The 15,152-nt window shown below is 55.4% G+C and carries 11 protein-coding genes; 10 read left to right on the top strand and 1 reads right to left on the bottom strand.

Annotated features, from left to right (window positions below; translation table 11 throughout):
* The first annotated feature begins 36 nt into the window (after window positions 1-36).
* The 6 genes from atoS (at window position 37) to OGV83_RS11545 (ending at window position 7,289) form a co-directional block, all read left to right on the top strand.
* On the top strand, window positions 37-1,863 hold the full coding sequence (gene atoS / locus OGV83_RS11570) for a two-component system sensor histidine kinase AtoS (RefSeq protein WP_286463619.1): 1,827 nt from the start codon (window positions 37-39) through the stop codon (window positions 1,861-1,863).
* Window positions 1,860-3,245 (top strand): acetoacetate metabolism transcriptional regulator AtoC, encoded by a 1,386-nt coding sequence (gene atoC, locus OGV83_RS11565; protein WP_101744037.1) that lies wholly within the window; start codon window positions 1,860-1,862, stop codon window positions 3,243-3,245. Before atoS ends, atoC begins: the two co-directional genes overlap by 4 nt.
* 197 nt (window positions 3,246-3,442) lie before the next feature.
* Window positions 3,443-4,105 carry an acetate CoA-transferase subunit alpha gene (gene atoD, locus OGV83_RS11560; RefSeq protein WP_134769210.1) on the top strand — a complete coding sequence of 221 codons (663 nt, stop codon included), beginning with the start codon at window positions 3,443-3,445 and terminating at the stop codon, window positions 4,103-4,105.
* Complete coding sequence (locus tag OGV83_RS11555; RefSeq protein WP_012131528.1) at window positions 4,105-4,755, top strand: 3-oxoacid CoA-transferase subunit B; 651 nt, start codon at window positions 4,105-4,107, stop codon at window positions 4,753-4,755. Before atoD ends, OGV83_RS11555 begins: the two co-directional genes overlap by 1 nt.
* Window positions 4,752-6,074, top strand: coding sequence for a TIGR00366 family protein (locus OGV83_RS11550; RefSeq protein WP_012131527.1), 1,323 nt, complete (start codon window positions 4,752-4,754; stop codon window positions 6,072-6,074). The genes OGV83_RS11555 and OGV83_RS11550 overlap by 4 nt, the downstream gene beginning before the upstream one ends.
* 30 nt (window positions 6,075-6,104) lie before the next feature.
* The gene (locus OGV83_RS11545; protein ID WP_286463615.1) at window positions 6,105-7,289 is read left to right on the top strand and encodes an acetyl-CoA C-acetyltransferase; all 1,185 of its coding nucleotides are present in this window, start codon (window positions 6,105-6,107) and stop codon (window positions 7,287-7,289) included.
* 108 nt (window positions 7,290-7,397) lie between these two features.
* Here the strand turns inward: OGV83_RS11545 and gyrA are convergent, their stop codons facing one another.
* Window positions 7,398-10,034, bottom strand: coding sequence for a DNA topoisomerase (ATP-hydrolyzing) subunit A (gene gyrA / locus OGV83_RS11540; RefSeq protein ID WP_012131524.1), 2,637 nt, complete (start codon window positions 10,032-10,034; stop codon window positions 7,398-7,400).
* 159 nt (window positions 10,035-10,193) lie between these two features.
* Between gyrA and ubiG the strand changes: the two genes are divergently transcribed.
* The 4 genes from ubiG (at window position 10,194) to yfaE (ending at window position 15,134) form a co-directional block, all read left to right on the top strand.
* Window positions 10,194-10,922 carry a bifunctional 2-polyprenyl-6-hydroxyphenol methylase/3-demethylubiquinol 3-O-methyltransferase UbiG gene (gene ubiG / locus OGV83_RS11535; protein WP_012131523.1) on the top strand — a complete coding sequence of 243 codons (729 nt, stop codon included), beginning with the start codon at window positions 10,194-10,196 and terminating at the stop codon, window positions 10,920-10,922.
* Window positions 10,923-11,361: 439 nt separating this feature from the next.
* A complete protein-coding gene (gene nrdA / locus OGV83_RS11530; protein ID WP_012131522.1) occupies window positions 11,362-13,647 on the top strand; it encodes a class 1a ribonucleoside-diphosphate reductase subunit alpha in 2,286 nt (761 codons plus the stop codon).
* Between the two features lie 102 nt (window positions 13,648-13,749).
* Window positions 13,750-14,880, top strand: coding sequence for a class Ia ribonucleoside-diphosphate reductase subunit beta (nrdB, locus tag OGV83_RS11525; protein WP_012131521.1), 1,131 nt, complete (start codon window positions 13,750-13,752; stop codon window positions 14,878-14,880).
* Window positions 14,880-15,134 carry a class I ribonucleotide reductase maintenance protein YfaE gene (yfaE, locus tag OGV83_RS11520; protein WP_012131520.1) on the top strand — a complete coding sequence of 85 codons (255 nt, stop codon included), beginning with the start codon at window positions 14,880-14,882 and terminating at the stop codon, window positions 15,132-15,134. The genes nrdB and yfaE overlap by 1 nt, the downstream gene beginning before the upstream one ends.
* Window positions 15,135-15,152: the final 18 nt, after the last annotated feature.

The raw sequence follows: 15,152 nt of genomic DNA, 5'->3' as shown, positions 1-15,152 counted from the left end.
TGGCGTTTGCCTGATAAAGACCACACGGATGTCAGCATGCGCTACCTGAGACGGCTTTACCCGCGACGCTTACGCAATCAAATGATACTGATGGCTATCCTGATGGTCATCGTGCCGACGCTCTCTATTGGTTATATCGTAGAAACCGAAGGCCGATCAGCGGTCTTATCTGAAAAAGAGAAAAAATTATCGGCTGTCGTGCATCTGCTTGATGAAGCGCTGGGCGACAGCTTCAACCAGCAGGAAAATCTGCCGCGCGATGAGCGTATCCGCGCGCTGAATGCGCAGTTATCACCGGTCACTGAGCGTATCACCCGCGCGTTCCCGGGAATTGGCGCGGGCTATTACAATAAGGCGCTGGACGCCATTATCACCTACGCTCCTTCGGCACTGTATCAGAACAACGTCGGGGTCACTATCGCTCCCGACCATCCTGGCCGGGAGGTCATGAGTACCAACGCCCCGGTGGTATTTTCAGGCCGGCAGGTGCGCGGCGATATCCTCAACTCAATGATTCCGATAGCGCGGCATGGCGAGGTCATTGGTTATATCTGGGCGAATGAGTTGACCGAAGATATTCGCCGACAGGCCTGGAAAATGGATGTTCGTATTATTGCCGTTCTGGCGGCGGGGCTTATCAGCAGCCTGTTACTGATCATTCTCTTCTCACGCCGCCTGAGCGCCAATATCGATATCATTACTGAAGGCTTGCCTACTCTTGCGCAGAAAACGCCGGCCCAGTTACCCGATCTCCCCGGTGAACTGGGGCAAATCAGCCGCAGCGTCAACGCTCTGGCGCAGACACTGCGGGAAACTAAGACGCTGAACGATCTGATTATTGAGAACGCCGCCGATGGGGTTATCGCAATCGACAGACAAGGTAATGTCACCACGATGAATCCTGCCGCAGAGACCATCACGGGTTATACGCTGCATGAGCTGGCCGGGCGCCCCTACTCAACGCTGTTCGCCGATCCTCATTTCTCCAGCCCTGTGCTTGACACTCTGGAGAACGGCACTGAACATCTGGCTCAGGAAGTCAGCTTCCCCGCGCGTGACCGGACAATTGAACTCAGCGTCACCACCAGTCGTATTCATAACGCTGACGGTGAGTTGATTGGCGCGCTGGTGATGTTTTCCGATTTAACCGCCCGTAAAGAGGCGCAGCGCCGTCTGGCGCAAACGGAGAGACTCGCCACGCTGGGTGAACTGATGGCAGGCGTGGCGCATGAAGTGCGCAACCCGCTCACCGCCATCCGGGGTTATGTGCAGATTATTCGCCAGCAAATCAATCTGCCTGTCCATCAGGAGTACCTGTCCGTCGTACTGAAAGAAATTGATTCTATTAATAAAGTCATCCAGCAACTACTGGACTTCTCCCGACCGCGACAAAGTCAGTGGCAGCAGGTATCCATTAATACGCTGATCGAGGAGGTGTTGATCCTGGTGCAGACTTCCGGGGTGCAGGCGCGAATCAACTTCAATACGGAATTCAACGCCGCATTGCCCACGATCGTCGCCGATCGCGAACTGCTCAAACAGGTGCTCCTGAACATGCTTATCAACGCGGTGCAGGCGATAGGCGCGCGCGGCGAAATTCGTATCCGAACCTGGCGCTACACGACCACGCATCTGGCGATCGCCATTGAAGATAATGGCTGCGGCATTGACGTCGCTTTGCAGAAAAAAATCTTTGATCCGTTCTTCACCACCAAAGCGTCAGGAACCGGCCTCGGGCTGGCGTTAAGTCAGCGCATCATCAATGCGCATCAGGGCGACATATACGTTACCAGTATGCCCGGATGCGGCGCGACCTTTACCCTTATTTTACCGATTAACCCGCAGGAAACCTCGTCAGAATGAAAACTCGCTACCGTATTCTCATCGTTGATGACGAAGATAATGTTCGCCGTATGCTCGCCACCGCGTTTTCGCTGCAAGGGCATGAAACCCAGTGCGCCAGTAACGGTCAGACAGCGCTGCAACATTTTGCCGACACGCCGCCCGACGTGGTGCTGATGGACATCCGCATGCCGGAGATGAACGGCATTGAAGCGCTGAAAGTGATGCGCGCACAGCATCCACGGGTCCCCATTATTCTGATGACAGCCTACGCTGAAGTGGAAACCGCCGTAGAAGCACTGCGCAGCGGCGCATTTGATTATGTGATTAAACCGTTCGACCTCGATGAACTTAACTTATTGATTCAGCGGGCCTTGCAGCTCCAGGCCATGAAACAGGAGATCCGCAGCCTGCATCAGGCACTGAGCACCAGCTGGCAATGGGGACATATCCTGACCAACAGTCCGGGGATGATGGATATCTGCAAAGATACCGCGAAAATCGCGCTTTCCCAGGCCAACGTGCTCATTAGCGGCGAAAGCGGCACTGGAAAAGAGTTGATCGCCCGCGCCATTCACTATAACTCACGCCGGGCAAACGGCCCCTTCATCAAGATTAACTGTGCGGCGCTGCCAGAATCACTGCTGGAAAGCGAACTGTTCGGCCACGAAAAAGGGGCGTTTACCGGCGCACAAACGCGACGCCAGGGGCTGTTTGAGCGCGCTCATCAGGGAACGCTGCTGCTGGACGAAATAGGCGAAATGCCGCTGGTGTTACAGGCTAAGCTGCTGCGAATCCTCCAGGAGAGGGAGTTTGAACGCATTGGCGGGCATCAAACCATTCAGGTTGATATCCGCATTGTCGCCGCCACCAACCGGAATTTGCAGGAAATGGTGAAAGAAGGCACCTTCCGTGAAGATCTGTTTTATCGGCTGAATGTGATTCATCTGACGCTTCCTCCTTTGCGTGAGCGGCGGGAAGATATTCCCCTGTTGGCCAACCACTTTTTGCAGAAATTCAGCTCAGAAAACCAGCGGGATATTATTGAAATCGACCCTTCCGCCATGTCACTTCTCACCGCCTGGCCGTGGCCCGGTAATATCCGCGAATTATCCAATGTGATTGAGCGCGCGGTAGTGATGAACACCGGGGCGGTGATTTTTGCCGAAGACCTCCCTACCCAGTTCCGCCAGTCGGTGAGTCACGCCAGCGGAATAAAGCCAGCCCAACCCGGTGAACGGAACCTGAAAGAAGAGATTAAACGCGAAGAACGCCGAATCATTATGGAAGTTCTGGAGCAGCAGGAGGGAAACCGCACGCGCACCGCGTTAATGCTGGGCATCAGCCGACGCGCGTTGATGTACAAATTGCAGGAGTACGGCATCGATCCGGCAGGCCTCTGATACCAGAAGTTGCTATGCAGAATTTTGCACAGTGCGCAAAATTCTGCATAGCGCCTCACGCCCTCTCATCCCCCTTCCGTGAAAATTAATTTTTATATTCATCAGGTTAACCCTTCTCTTTTCGGTTTATTAATCCTGGCATCCCGCTTGCTATTCCTTTTGCGTACCCAAAATGGAGTATGCAAAAGGGAAACATAATGAAAACAAAACTGATTACCTTACAGAACGCCTCAGGCTTCTTTCGTGACGGCATGACCATCATGGTTGGCGGTTTTATGGGGGTAGGCACCCCGCCCCGCCTTGTTGAAGCCTTACTTGAATCCGGTGTCAGGGACCTGACGCTGATCGCCAACGATACCGCATTTGTCGATACCGGCATCGGCCCGCTCATCGTGAATGGCCGGGTGCGCAAGGTCATCGCCTCCCATATCGGCACCAACCCGGAAACGGGTCGGCGGATGATTGCCAAAGAGATGGAGGTTCAGCTGGTTCCGCAAGGCACCCTGATTGAACAAATCCGCTGCGGCGGCGCCGGGCTGGGCGGTTTTCTGACCCCGACTGGCGTCGGCACCGTGGTTGAAGAGGGAAAGCAAACGCTTCAGCTCGATGGCAAAACCTGGCTGCTGGAGCGTCCACTGCGTGCAGATCTGGCGCTTATTCGCGCTCACTGCGCCGACCCGCTTGGCAACCTGACCTACCAGCTCAGTGCCCGTAATTTTAACCCCCTCATTGCTCTCGCCGCAGACATCACCCTGGTTGAGCCTGACGAACTGGTTGAAACAGGCGAGCTACTGCCTGACCAGATTGTCACCCCTGGCGCCGTTATCGACCACATCGTTATTCCACAGGAGAGCAAATAATGGATGCTAAACAACGTATTGCGCGCCGCGTGGCGCAAGAGCTGCATGATGGCGACGTGGTTAACCTGGGAATTGGTTTGCCGACGATGGTTGCAAACTACCTGCCGGATGACATTCACATCACCCTGCAATCTGAGAACGGCTTTCTGGGACTGGGGCCGGTCACGACGGCCCACCCGGATCTGGTGAACGCTGGCGGTCAACCCTGCGGCATTTTGCCCGGCGCGGCAATGTTCGACAGCGCCATGTCGTTCGCATTGATTCGCGGGGGCCATGTTGACGCCTGCGTACTCGGCGGGCTACAGGTGGATGAGCAGGCAAACCTCGCCAACTGGGTGGTTCCCGGCAAAATGGTTCCCGGCATGGGGGGCGCAATGGATCTGGTCACCGGCGCGCGCAAAGTGATCATTGCAATGGAACATTGCGCGAAAGACGGCTCGGCGAAAATTCTGCGCCAGTGCACCATGCCGCTCACCGCCCAGCACGCGGTGCATATGCTGGTTACCGAACTGGCTGTATTTCGCTTTATCGACGGCAAGATGTGGCTGACAGAAATCGCCGAAGGGTGTGATTTGGAAACCCTGCGGGCAAAAACTGAAGCGCACTTTGAGGTTGCGGCCGATCTGGTCATTCAGAGAGGTGACGCATGATTGGGCGTATTTCACGCTTTATGACGCGGGTCGTCAGCCGCTGGCTTCCTGATCCGCTGATCTTCGCAATGCTGTTAACCCTGCTGACGTTCGGGATCGCTCTCTGGCTGACGCCGCAAACGCCGGTCAGTATGGTGAGGTTCTGGGGCGACGGCTTCTGGAACCTGCTGGCTTTCGGTATGCAAATGGCGCTGATTATCGTGACGGGCCACGCCCTGGCCAGTTCCGGCCCGGTTAAAAGCCTGCTGCGTACCGCCGCTTCAGCCGCTAAGACGCCCGCCCAGGGCGTCATGCTGGTGACCTTCTTTGGCTCGGTCGCCTGCGTGATCAACTGGGGCTTTGGTCTGGTGGTCGGCGCAATGTTTGCCCGTGAAGTGGCCCGTCGCGTGCCGGGTTCCGATTATCCGCTGCTTATCGCCTGCGCCTATATCGGTTTTCTCACCTGGGGCGGCGGCTTCTCTGGCTCTATGCCCCTGCTGGCCGCAACGCCAGGCAACCCGGTAGAACACGTCGCGGGGTTGATTCCGGTTAGCGATACCCTGTTCACCGGGTTCAATATTTTCATCACGCTCGGCCTCATCGTGGTGATGCCGTTTATTACCCGAATGATGACGCCAAAACCCTCCGACGTGGTCAGCATCGATCCGAAACTGCTGCTGGAAGAAGCCGATTTTCAGAAGAAATTGCCGGCTGACGCGCCACCGTCGGAAAAACTGGAAGAGAGCCGCATTCTCGCGCTGATCATTGGCGCATTAGGGATTGCTTATCTGGGGCTCTACTTCGCCGAGAAGGGATTCAACATCACCATCAATACCGTCAATCTGATGTTTATGATCGCCGGTCTGCTGCTGCACAAAACGCCAATGGCCTACATGCGCGCCATCAGCGCCGCAGCGCGCAGTACCGCCGGTATTCTGGTGCAGTTCCCCTTCTACGCCGGGATCCAACTGATGATGGAACACTCCGGCCTCGGTGGCCTTATCACTGAATTCTTCATCAACGTCGCCAACAAAGACACCTTCCCGGTGATGACCTTTTTCAGCTCTGCGCTGATTAACTTTGCCGTGCCATCAGGCGGCGGCCACTGGGTTATCCAGGGACCATTCGTCATGCCTGCGGCTCAGGCGCTGGGGGCGGACCTCGGCAAGTCAGTCATGGCAATCGCCTACGGTGAGCAGTGGATGAATATGGCGCAGCCATTCTGGGCGCTGCCCGCCCTGGCAATCGCCGGACTCGGGGTACGCGACATTATGGGCTACTGCATCACCGCCCTGCTCTTCTCCGGGATCATTTTTGTCATCGGTTTGACCTTTTTCTGACGGCAACCACGCACTTTTAAGGAACAGAAGATGAAAAACTGTGTCATCGTCAGCGCGGCGCGTACCGCAATCGGCAGTTTTAACGGCGCACTGGCAACTACCAGCGCCATCGACCTTGGCGCCACCGTGATTAAAGCGGCACTTGAACGCGCGCAGCTCGACCCGCAACGGGTGGATGAAGTGATTATGGGCAATGTGCTACAGGCTGGTCTTGGGCAAAACCCGGCGCGTCAGGCACTGCTCAAAAGCGGCCTCGCAGAGACGGTCTGCGGCTTTACCGTTAACAAAGTATGCGGCTCCGGCCTCAAAAGCGTGGCGCTTGCCGCGCAGGCGATTCAGGCCGGACAGGCACAGGCGATTGTCGCAGGCGGTATGGAAAATATGAGCCAGGCGCCGTATCTGCTGGATGCCAAAGCCCGCTGGGGCTATCGTCTTGGCGACGGACAGCTCTCCGATGTGATCCTGCGCGACGGTCTGATCTGCGCCACTCACGGCTACCATATGGGGATCACGGCAGAAAACGTCGCCCGGGAATACGGCATCAGCCGGGAGATGCAGGATGAGCTGGCGCTGCTCTCACAGCGCAAAGCCGTTGCCGCTATTGATTCCGGCGCATTCCAGGCCGAAATTGTGCCGGTTAGCGTCACATCCCGTAAGAAAACCGTGGTGTTTGAGCACGACGAGTTTCCGAAAGCCGATTCAACGGCGGAAGGTCTTGCAGCATTACGCCCGGCCTTCGACAAGGCGGGTACGGTAACGGCAGGAAACGCCTCTGGGATCAATGACGGCGCGGCAGCGCTGGTAGTGATGGAAGAATCCGCAGCGCTGGCGGCGGGCCTGACCCCACTGGCTCGTATCAAAGCCTACGCCAGCGGCGGCGTCGCCCCGGCGTTAATGGGGATGGGGCCGGTTCCCGCCACGCAGAAGGCGCTGCAACTGAGCGGTTTAACACTTTCGGATATCGATCTGATCGAAGCCAACGAGGCGTTTGCCGCACAGTTCCTTGCCGTAGGTAAGACGCTCGGTTTTGATCCGCAGAAGGTGAACGTCAACGGTGGGGCTATCGCCCTGGGACATCCCATCGGCGCCAGCGGCGCGCGTATTCTGGTGACGCTGCTGCACGCCCTCTCTGCACACGATAAAACGCTCGGGCTGGCCACGCTCTGCATCGGCGGCGGTCAGGGTATTGCGATGATAGTGGAAAGGATGAATTAAGGATTTGCGCCTTTGCCGGGTGGCGGCCTGATAAGGCGTTTACGCCGCCATCTGGCAAAAAAAAGGAGGCGCAATGGCCTCCTTTCACACACGATTTACAACGCCGAATTACTCGTCAGCGTCATCCGCTGCATCGTCATCGGTTTCCGCTTCCGGGGCGATATCCTCGTCCCCTTCCGCTACGCTGCCGTCGATGGAGTCGAGTTCCTCATCATCCACCGGCTCAGCAACACGTTGCAGACCCACCACGTTTTCATCTTCCGCCGTGCGGATGAGGATTACGCCCTGGGTGTTACGGCCAACGACGCTGATTTCCGATACGCGGGTACGAACCAGCGTACCGGCATCGGTGATCATCATGATCTGGTCGGCATCATCCACCTGTACCGCGCCAACAACGGAACCGTTGCGCTCGGTGACTTTAATGGAGATAACGCCCTGCGTGCCACGAGACTTGGTTGGGTATTCGCCTTCCGCCGTACGTTTACCGTAACCATTCTGCGTCACGGTCAGGATAGCGCCTTCACCACGCGGAATAATCAGGGAAACGACGCTGTCTTCGCCCGCCAGTTTGATGCCACGTACGCCGGTCGCGGTACGACCCATCGCACGAACGGCATCTTCTTTAAAGCGCACCACTTTACCGGCAGCGGAGAACAGCATGACTTCGTCGGAACCGGAGGTCAGATCCACGCCGATCAGCTCGTCGCCTTCGTTCAGGTTCACCGCGATGATACCGGCGGAACGCGGACGGCTGAACTCGGTCAGCGCCGTTTTCTTCACCGTACCGCTGGCGGTTGCCATAAAGACGTTAACGCCCTCTTCGTACTCGCGTACCGGCAGAATGGCGGTGATACGTTCATCGGCTTCCAGCGGCAGCAGGTTGACGATCGGACGGCCACGCGCGCCACGGCTCGCTTCCGGCAGCTGATAGACCTTCATCCAGTACAGACGGCCACGGCTGGAGAAGCAGAGAATCGTGTCGTGGGTGTTAGCCACCAGCAGACGGTCGATAAAGTCTTCTTCTTTTATACGCGCGGCAGATTTACCTTTCCCGCCACGACGTTGCGCTTCGTAATCGGTCAGCGGCTGATATTTGACGTAACCCTGGTGAGACAGCGTTACAACCACATCTTCCTGGCTGATCAGATCTTCGATATTAATATCGGCGCTGTTAGCGGTGATTTCAGTGCGACGCTCATCGCCAAACTGATCGCGGATCAGTTCCATCTCTTCGCGAATCACTTCCATCAGACGATCGGCGCTGCCCAGAATGTGCAGCAGCTCTGCGATCTGTTCCAGCAGCTCTTTGTACTCGTCGAGCAGTTTTTCATGCTCCAGGCCGGTCAGTTTCTGCAAGCGCAGATCCAGAATCGCCTGTGCCTGTTGTTCAGTCAGGTAATACTGACCATCACGCACGCCAAATTCCGGCTCCAGCCACTCAGGACGGGCAGCATCATCACCGGCGCGTTCCAGCATAGACGCCACGTTGCCCAGATCCCATGAACGGGAGATTAACGCCGCTTTTGCCTCTGCCGGCGTTGGCGCACGGCGGATCATCTCGATGATCGGATCGATGTTCGCCAGCGCAATCGCCAGCGCTTCAAGGATATGCGCGCGATCGCGGGCTTTACGCAGTTCGAAAATAGTACGGCGTGTCACCACTTCGCGACGGTGACGCACGAACGCGGAAATGATCTCTTTCAGGTTCATGATCTTCGGCTGGCCGTGGTGCAGCGCAACCATGTTGATACCGAAAGAAACCTGCAACTGGGTCTGGGAATAAAGGTTGTTAAGCACCACTTCCCCGACGGCATCGCGTTTCACTTCAATCACGATGCGCATCCCGTCTTTATCAGACTCGTCGCGCAGCGCGCTGATGCCTTCAACGCGTTTGTCTTTCACCAGTTCAGCGATTTTCTCGATCAGGCGCGCTTTGTTCACCTGGTACGGAATTTCATGAACGATGATGGTTTCGCGGCCGGTTTTCGCGTCAGCTTCCACTTCCGCGCGAGCGCGAATGTACACTTTTCCGCGACCGGTACGATAGGCTTCTTCAATACCGCGACGACCGTTGATGATCGCGGCGGTCGGGAAGTCCGGGCCAGGAATGTATTCCATCAGCCCTTCAATGCTGATGTCTTCATCATCGATATACGCCAGGCAACCGTTGATCACTTCCTTCAGGTTGTGCGGCGGGATGTTGGTGGCCATACCTACCGCGATACCGGACGAGCCGTTTACCAGCAGGTTAGGAATTTTGGTCGGCATGACGTCAGGAATTTTTTCCGTGCCGTCATAGTTGTCAACGAAATCCACCGTCTCTTTTTCGAGATCGGCCATCAGTTCATGGGCAATCTTCGCCAGACGGATTTCCGTATAACGCATTGCCGCGGCAGAGTCGCCGTCGATAGAACCAAAGTTGCCCTGACCATCCACCAGCATGTAACGCAGCGAGAAAGGCTGCGCCATACGGACGATAGTGTCGTACACCGCGGAATCACCATGAGGATGGTATTTACCGATTACGTCACCAACAACACGGGCAGATTTTTTATAGGCTTTATTCCAGTCATTGCCCAATACGTTCATGGCGTATAGTACGCGACGGTGTACCGGCTTCAGGCCATCTCGGACATCCGGCAGCGCACGGCCAACAATGACCGACATCGCATAATCCAGATAAGAGCTCTTCAGCTCTTCCTCAATGTTGACCGGTGTAATTTCTCTCGCAAGGTCGCTCATCTAACCGCTATCCCTCTACTGTATCCCGGATTCAAAGGTCGCAAATTATAACACAATCGCAATGAGACAGGTAAATGGAATGGTCTTCTACGGAGGCTTTATTCATCCCGTCGTGCTGATATACTCAGGCGACTTGCCAAATAAGGAGTAAAAGCGCCAATGAATGCCGAAAAACCCCCGGTGACGCATAACGTTGATCACGAAGAAATCGCCAAATTTGAAGCTGTCGCGTCACGCTGGTGGGATCTTGAGGGTGAATTTAAGCCTCTGCACCGCATTAACCCGCTGCGCCTGGGCTACATTGCCGAGCGTTCCGGCGGCCTGTTCGGCAAAAAGGTGCTCGACGTTGGCTGCGGCGGCGGCATTCTGGCTGAGAGCATGGCGCGTGAAGGTGCGACGGTAACGGGCCTGGATATGGGCTTTGAGCCTTTGCAGGTCGCGAAACTGCACGCGCTGGAAAGCGGTATTCAGGTTGATTACGTGCAGGAGACGGTTGAAGAGCATGCGGCGAAACATGCGCACCAGTACGACGTCGTGACCTGTATGGAGATGCTGGAGCACGTACCGGACCCGCAATCGGTCGTCAGGGCCTGTGCGCAATTAGTTAAACCGGGCGGTGAAGTCTTTTTCTCAACCCTTAATCGCAACGGCAAGTCGTGGCTGATGGCGGTGGTAGGAGCGGAGTATATTTTACGCATGGTGCCGAAAGGCACGCACGATGTGAAAAAATTTATTAAGCCTGCGGAGTTGCTGAACTGGGTCGATCAGACCGTGTTGAAAGAGCGTCACATGACCGGGCTGCACTACAATCCGATTACCAACACCTTCAAGCTCGGGCCGGGCGTTGATGTTAACTATATGGTTCACACTACCGCACAAGTTGACTAACTGCGTCTGTAGGCCGGGTAAGGCGTTTATGCCGCCATCCGGCAATTTGCCCGGGGCGCTGCGCTTGCCGGGCCTACGCATCGCCTACCAATCCTGAGTAGGATCGCCAGGGCAATTTTTGCGCCAGATCATAGGAACTTTTCCTGCCTTAGATGAAGAAATCAGCACTCGATCAAATTTTCATTTTTTTTTATGAATTATTGACATGCCCTCCAGGCCTTATAAGACGCGCACTTAGCGATTATCACCCTTTTGCAACCTCAATTTAACCTCAAAATCAACTCTTGTACTGAAAAGAATCCCTACTAGAATACTCACCATATAGCGTTTCATTTATCAGTTACCCCCTATATATAGTATTTATCCACAGACTTAGTCACAACGTGGCATTGTGGATAAACGGGGGATATTTTTTCTTTCACGGACAGGTAAAACCCACATGAATCAGAGTCTGCTGGTGACAAAGCGTGATGGTCGTACTGAACGCATCAATCTCGACAAAATCCATCGAGTTCTGGATTGGGCGGCAGAAGGACTGAATAACGTATCCATCTCCCAGGTTGAACTGCGTTCTCATATCCAGTTCTACGACGGCATCAAGACGTCCGATATCCATGAGACCATCATTAAGGCCGCTGCCGACCTGATCTCCCGCGATGCGCCGGATTATCAGTACCTGGCCGCGCGCCTGGCGATTTTCCACCTGCGTAAAAAGGCTTACGGCGAGTTCGAACCGCCAGCGCTTTACGATCATGTGGTGAAAATGGTTGAGCTGGGTAAATACGACAATCATCTGCTGGAAGACTACACGGAAGAAGAGTTCAAGCAGATGGATTCGTTCATCGTACACGACCGTGATATGACCTTCTCCTACGCTGCCGTTAAGCAGCTGGAAGGTAAATACCTGGTACAGAACCGTGTAACCGGCGAGATTTATGAAAGCGCGCAGTTCCTTTATATTCTGGTTGCCGCTTGCCTGTTCTCTAATTATCCGCGTGAAACCCGTCTCGACTACGTGAAACGTTTCTACGATGCGGTTTCTACATTCAAAATTTCTCTGCCGACGCCAATCATGTCCGGCGTGCGCACCCCGACTCGTCAGTTCAGCTCCTGCGTGCTGATCGAGTGCGGCGACAGCCTGGACTCCATTAACGCCACCTCCAGCGCGATCGTGAAATATGTTTCTCAGCGTGCCGGTATCGGCATCAACGCCGGTCGTATTCGCGCGCTGGGTAGCCCGATTCGCGGCGGCGAAGCGTTCCACACCGGCTGTATTCCGTTCTACAAACACTTCCAGACGGCGGTGAAATCCTGCTCTCAGGGCGGCGTGCGCGGCGGTGCGGCGACGCTGTTCTACCCGATGTGGCATCTGGAAGTGGAAAGCCTGCTGGTACTGAAGAACAACCGCGGCGTGGAAGGCAACCGCGTGCGTCACATGGACTACGGCGTACAGATCAACAAGCTGATGTATACCCGTCTGCTGAAAGGTGAAGACATCACCCTGTTCAGCCCGTCCGACGTTCCGGGCCTGTACGATGCGTTCTTCGCCGATCAGGACGAGTTCGAGCGTCTGTACACCAAATACGAAAAAGACGACAGCATTCGTAAGCAGCGCGTGAAAGCCGTGGATCTGTTCTCGCTGATGATGCAGGAACGCGCATCAACTGGCCGTATCTACATTCAGAACGTGGATCACTGCAACACCCACAGCCCGTTTGATGCGCAGGTTGCACCGGTACGCCAGTCCAACCTGTGCCTGGAAATCGCCCTGCCGACCAAACCGCTGATGGACGTTAACGACGAAAACGGTGAAATCGCGCTGTGTACGCTTTCCGCCTTCAACCTGGGCGCAATTAACAGCCTGGATGAGCTGGAAGAGCTGGCGGTGCTGGCGGTACGCGCGCTGGATGCACTGCTGGATTACCAGGATTACCCTATTCCGGCGGCTAAACGCGGCGCAATGGGTCGCCGTACGCTGGGTATCGGCGTGATTAACTACGCTTACTATCTGGCGAAACACGGCGTGCGTTACTCTGACGGCAGCGCGAACAACCTGACGCACAAAACGTTTGAAGCCATTCAGTACTATCTGCTGAAGGCCTCTAACGAGCTGGCGAAAGAGCAAGGCGCATGCCCGTGGTTTAATGAAACCACTTACGCTCAGGGCATTCTGCCGATCGACACCTACAAAAAAGATCTGGATGCGATCGCCAACGAAGCGCTGCACTACAACTGGGAAGCGCTTCGTGAGTCCATCAAAACGCACGGTCTGCGTAACTCCACGCTTTCCGCCCTGATGCCGTCTGAGACCTCTTCGCAGATCTCCAACGCCACTAACGGTATTGAACCGCCGCGCGGCCATGTCAGCATCAAAGCGTCGAAAGATGGCGTACTGCGCCAGGTGGTGCCGGATTACGAAGGGCTGAAAGACCGCTATGAGCTGCTGTGGGAAATGCCGAGCAACGACGGCTACCTGCAACTGGTCGGTATCATGCAGAAATTCATCGACCAGGCGATTTCAGCCAACACCAACTACGATCCGACGCGCTTCCCGTCTGGTAAAGTACCGATGCAGCAATTGCTGAAAGATCTGCTCACCGCCTATAAATTTGGCGTGAAAACCCTGTACTATCACAACACCCGTGACGGTGCGGAAGATGCGCAGGACGATCTGGTGCCGTCTATTCAGGACGATGGCTGCGAAAGCGGCGCATGTAAGATCTAAGTTATTTTTGCCGGGTAGCGCTACGCTTACCCGGCCTACGGTTTTGTAGGCCCGGCAAACGAAGTACCGCCGGGCGATACAATCTCAACAGGACTCACTTCAATGGCATACACCACTTTTTCACAGACGAAAAACGACCAACTCAAAGAGCCGATGTTCTTTGGCCAGCCGGTCAACGTGGCACGCTACGACCAGCAAAAATATGACATCTTCGAAAAACTGATCGAAAAACAACTCTCCTTCTTCTGGCGCCCGGAAGAAGTTGACGTTTCACGCGATCGTATCGATTTCCAGTCATTGCCGGAACACGAAAAACATATTTTCATCAGCAACCTGAAGTACCAGACGCTGCTGGACTCCATTCAGGGACGTAGCCCGAACGTGGCATTACTGCCGCTGATCTCCATCCCGGAGCTGGAAACCTGGGTAGAAACCTGGGCGTTTTCTGAGACGATCCACTCGCGCTCGTATACCCATATCATCCGCAACATCGTTAACGATCCGGCGGTGGTATTTGACGACATCGTCACCAACGAACAAATTCAGAAGCGCGCGGAAGGCATTTCTCACTACTACGATGAGCTGATTGAAATGACCAGCTACTGGCATCTGCTGGGGGAAGGTACGCACAACGTGAACGGCAAAACCGTCACCGTGAACCTGCGTGCGCTGAAAAAACAGCTCTACCTGTGCCTGATGAGCGTTAACGCGCTGGAAGCGATTCGTTTCTACGTCAGCTTCGCCTGCTCCTTCGCTTTCGCGGAACGTAAGCTGATGGAAGGTAACGCCAAAATCATCCGCCTGATTGCCCGCGACGAAGCGCTGCACCTGACCGGCACGCAGCATATGCTGAACCTGCTGCGTAGCGGCATAGACGATCCAGAAATGGCGGAAATCGCCGAAGAGAGCAAGCAGGCGTGCTATGACCTGTTTGTACAGGCCGCGCAGCAAGAAAAAGAGTGGGCGGATTACCTGTTCCGCGACGGTTCCATGATCGGCCTGAACAAAGATATTCTGTGCCAGTACGTCGAGTACATCACCAATATCCGTATGCAGGCGGTCGGCCTGGAGCTGCCGTTCCAGACGCGCTCCAACCCGATCCCGTGGATCAACACCTGGCTGGTTTCCGATAACGTCCAGGTGGCGCCGCAGGAAGTGGAAGTCAGTTCTTACCTGGTCGGCCAGATTGACTCGGAAGTTGATACCGACGATCTGAGTAACTTCCAGCTCTGATGGGACGCGTGACGCTACGTCTTTCCGGCACCGAAGTGCTGTGTCGGGAAGAACACCCTTCTCTGCTGGTGGCGCTTGAGGCGCATCAGGTTGAAGTGGAGTATCAGTGTCGTGCGGGCTATTGCGGCTCCTGCCGCTGCCGTCTGGTTGCAGGCCAGGTTGACTGGCTGACCGAACCGCTGGCTTTTATCAGCGAAGGGGAAATTTTGCCCTGCTGTTGCAGGGCAAAAGGCGATATTGAGATAGAGATGTAACCTTGTCGGGTGGCGCTA

This window comes from Citrobacter sp. CK189, assembly GCF_030333505.1.
In the GTDB taxonomy this organism is placed as follows: Bacteria; Pseudomonadota; Gammaproteobacteria; order Enterobacterales; family Enterobacteriaceae; genus Citrobacter_B; species Citrobacter_B koseri.
The sequence above is the reverse complement of the archived record's forward strand: the minus strand, read 5'-3'. Positions and strand labels throughout refer to the sequence as shown.

Bases quoted from the DNA above. Each gene is read 5' to 3' on its own strand.
- atoS (WP_286463619.1), top strand. From the start codon at position 37: ATGCGCTACCTGAGACGGCTTTACCCGCGACGCTTACGCAATCAAATG.
- atoC (WP_101744037.1), top strand. From the start codon at position 1,860: ATGAAAACTCGCTACCGTATTCTCATCGTTGATGACGAAGATAATGTT.
- atoD (WP_134769210.1), top strand. From the start codon at position 3,443: ATGAAAACAAAACTGATTACCTTACAGAACGCCTCAGGCTTCTTTCGT.
- OGV83_RS11555 (WP_012131528.1), top strand. From the start codon at position 4,105: ATGGATGCTAAACAACGTATTGCGCGCCGCGTGGCGCAAGAGCTGCAT.
- OGV83_RS11550 (WP_012131527.1), top strand. From the start codon at position 4,752: ATGATTGGGCGTATTTCACGCTTTATGACGCGGGTCGTCAGCCGCTGG.
- OGV83_RS11545 (WP_286463615.1), top strand. From the start codon at position 6,105: ATGAAAAACTGTGTCATCGTCAGCGCGGCGCGTACCGCAATCGGCAGT.
- gyrA (WP_012131524.1), bottom strand. From the start codon at position 10,034: ATGAGCGACCTTGCGAGAGAAATTACACCGGTCAACATTGAGGAAGAG.
- ubiG (WP_012131523.1), top strand. From the start codon at position 10,194: ATGAATGCCGAAAAACCCCCGGTGACGCATAACGTTGATCACGAAGAA.
- nrdA (WP_012131522.1), top strand. From the start codon at position 11,362: ATGAATCAGAGTCTGCTGGTGACAAAGCGTGATGGTCGTACTGAACGC.
- nrdB (WP_012131521.1), top strand. From the start codon at position 13,750: ATGGCATACACCACTTTTTCACAGACGAAAAACGACCAACTCAAAGAG.
- yfaE (WP_012131520.1), top strand. From the start codon at position 14,880: ATGGGACGCGTGACGCTACGTCTTTCCGGCACCGAAGTGCTGTGTCGG.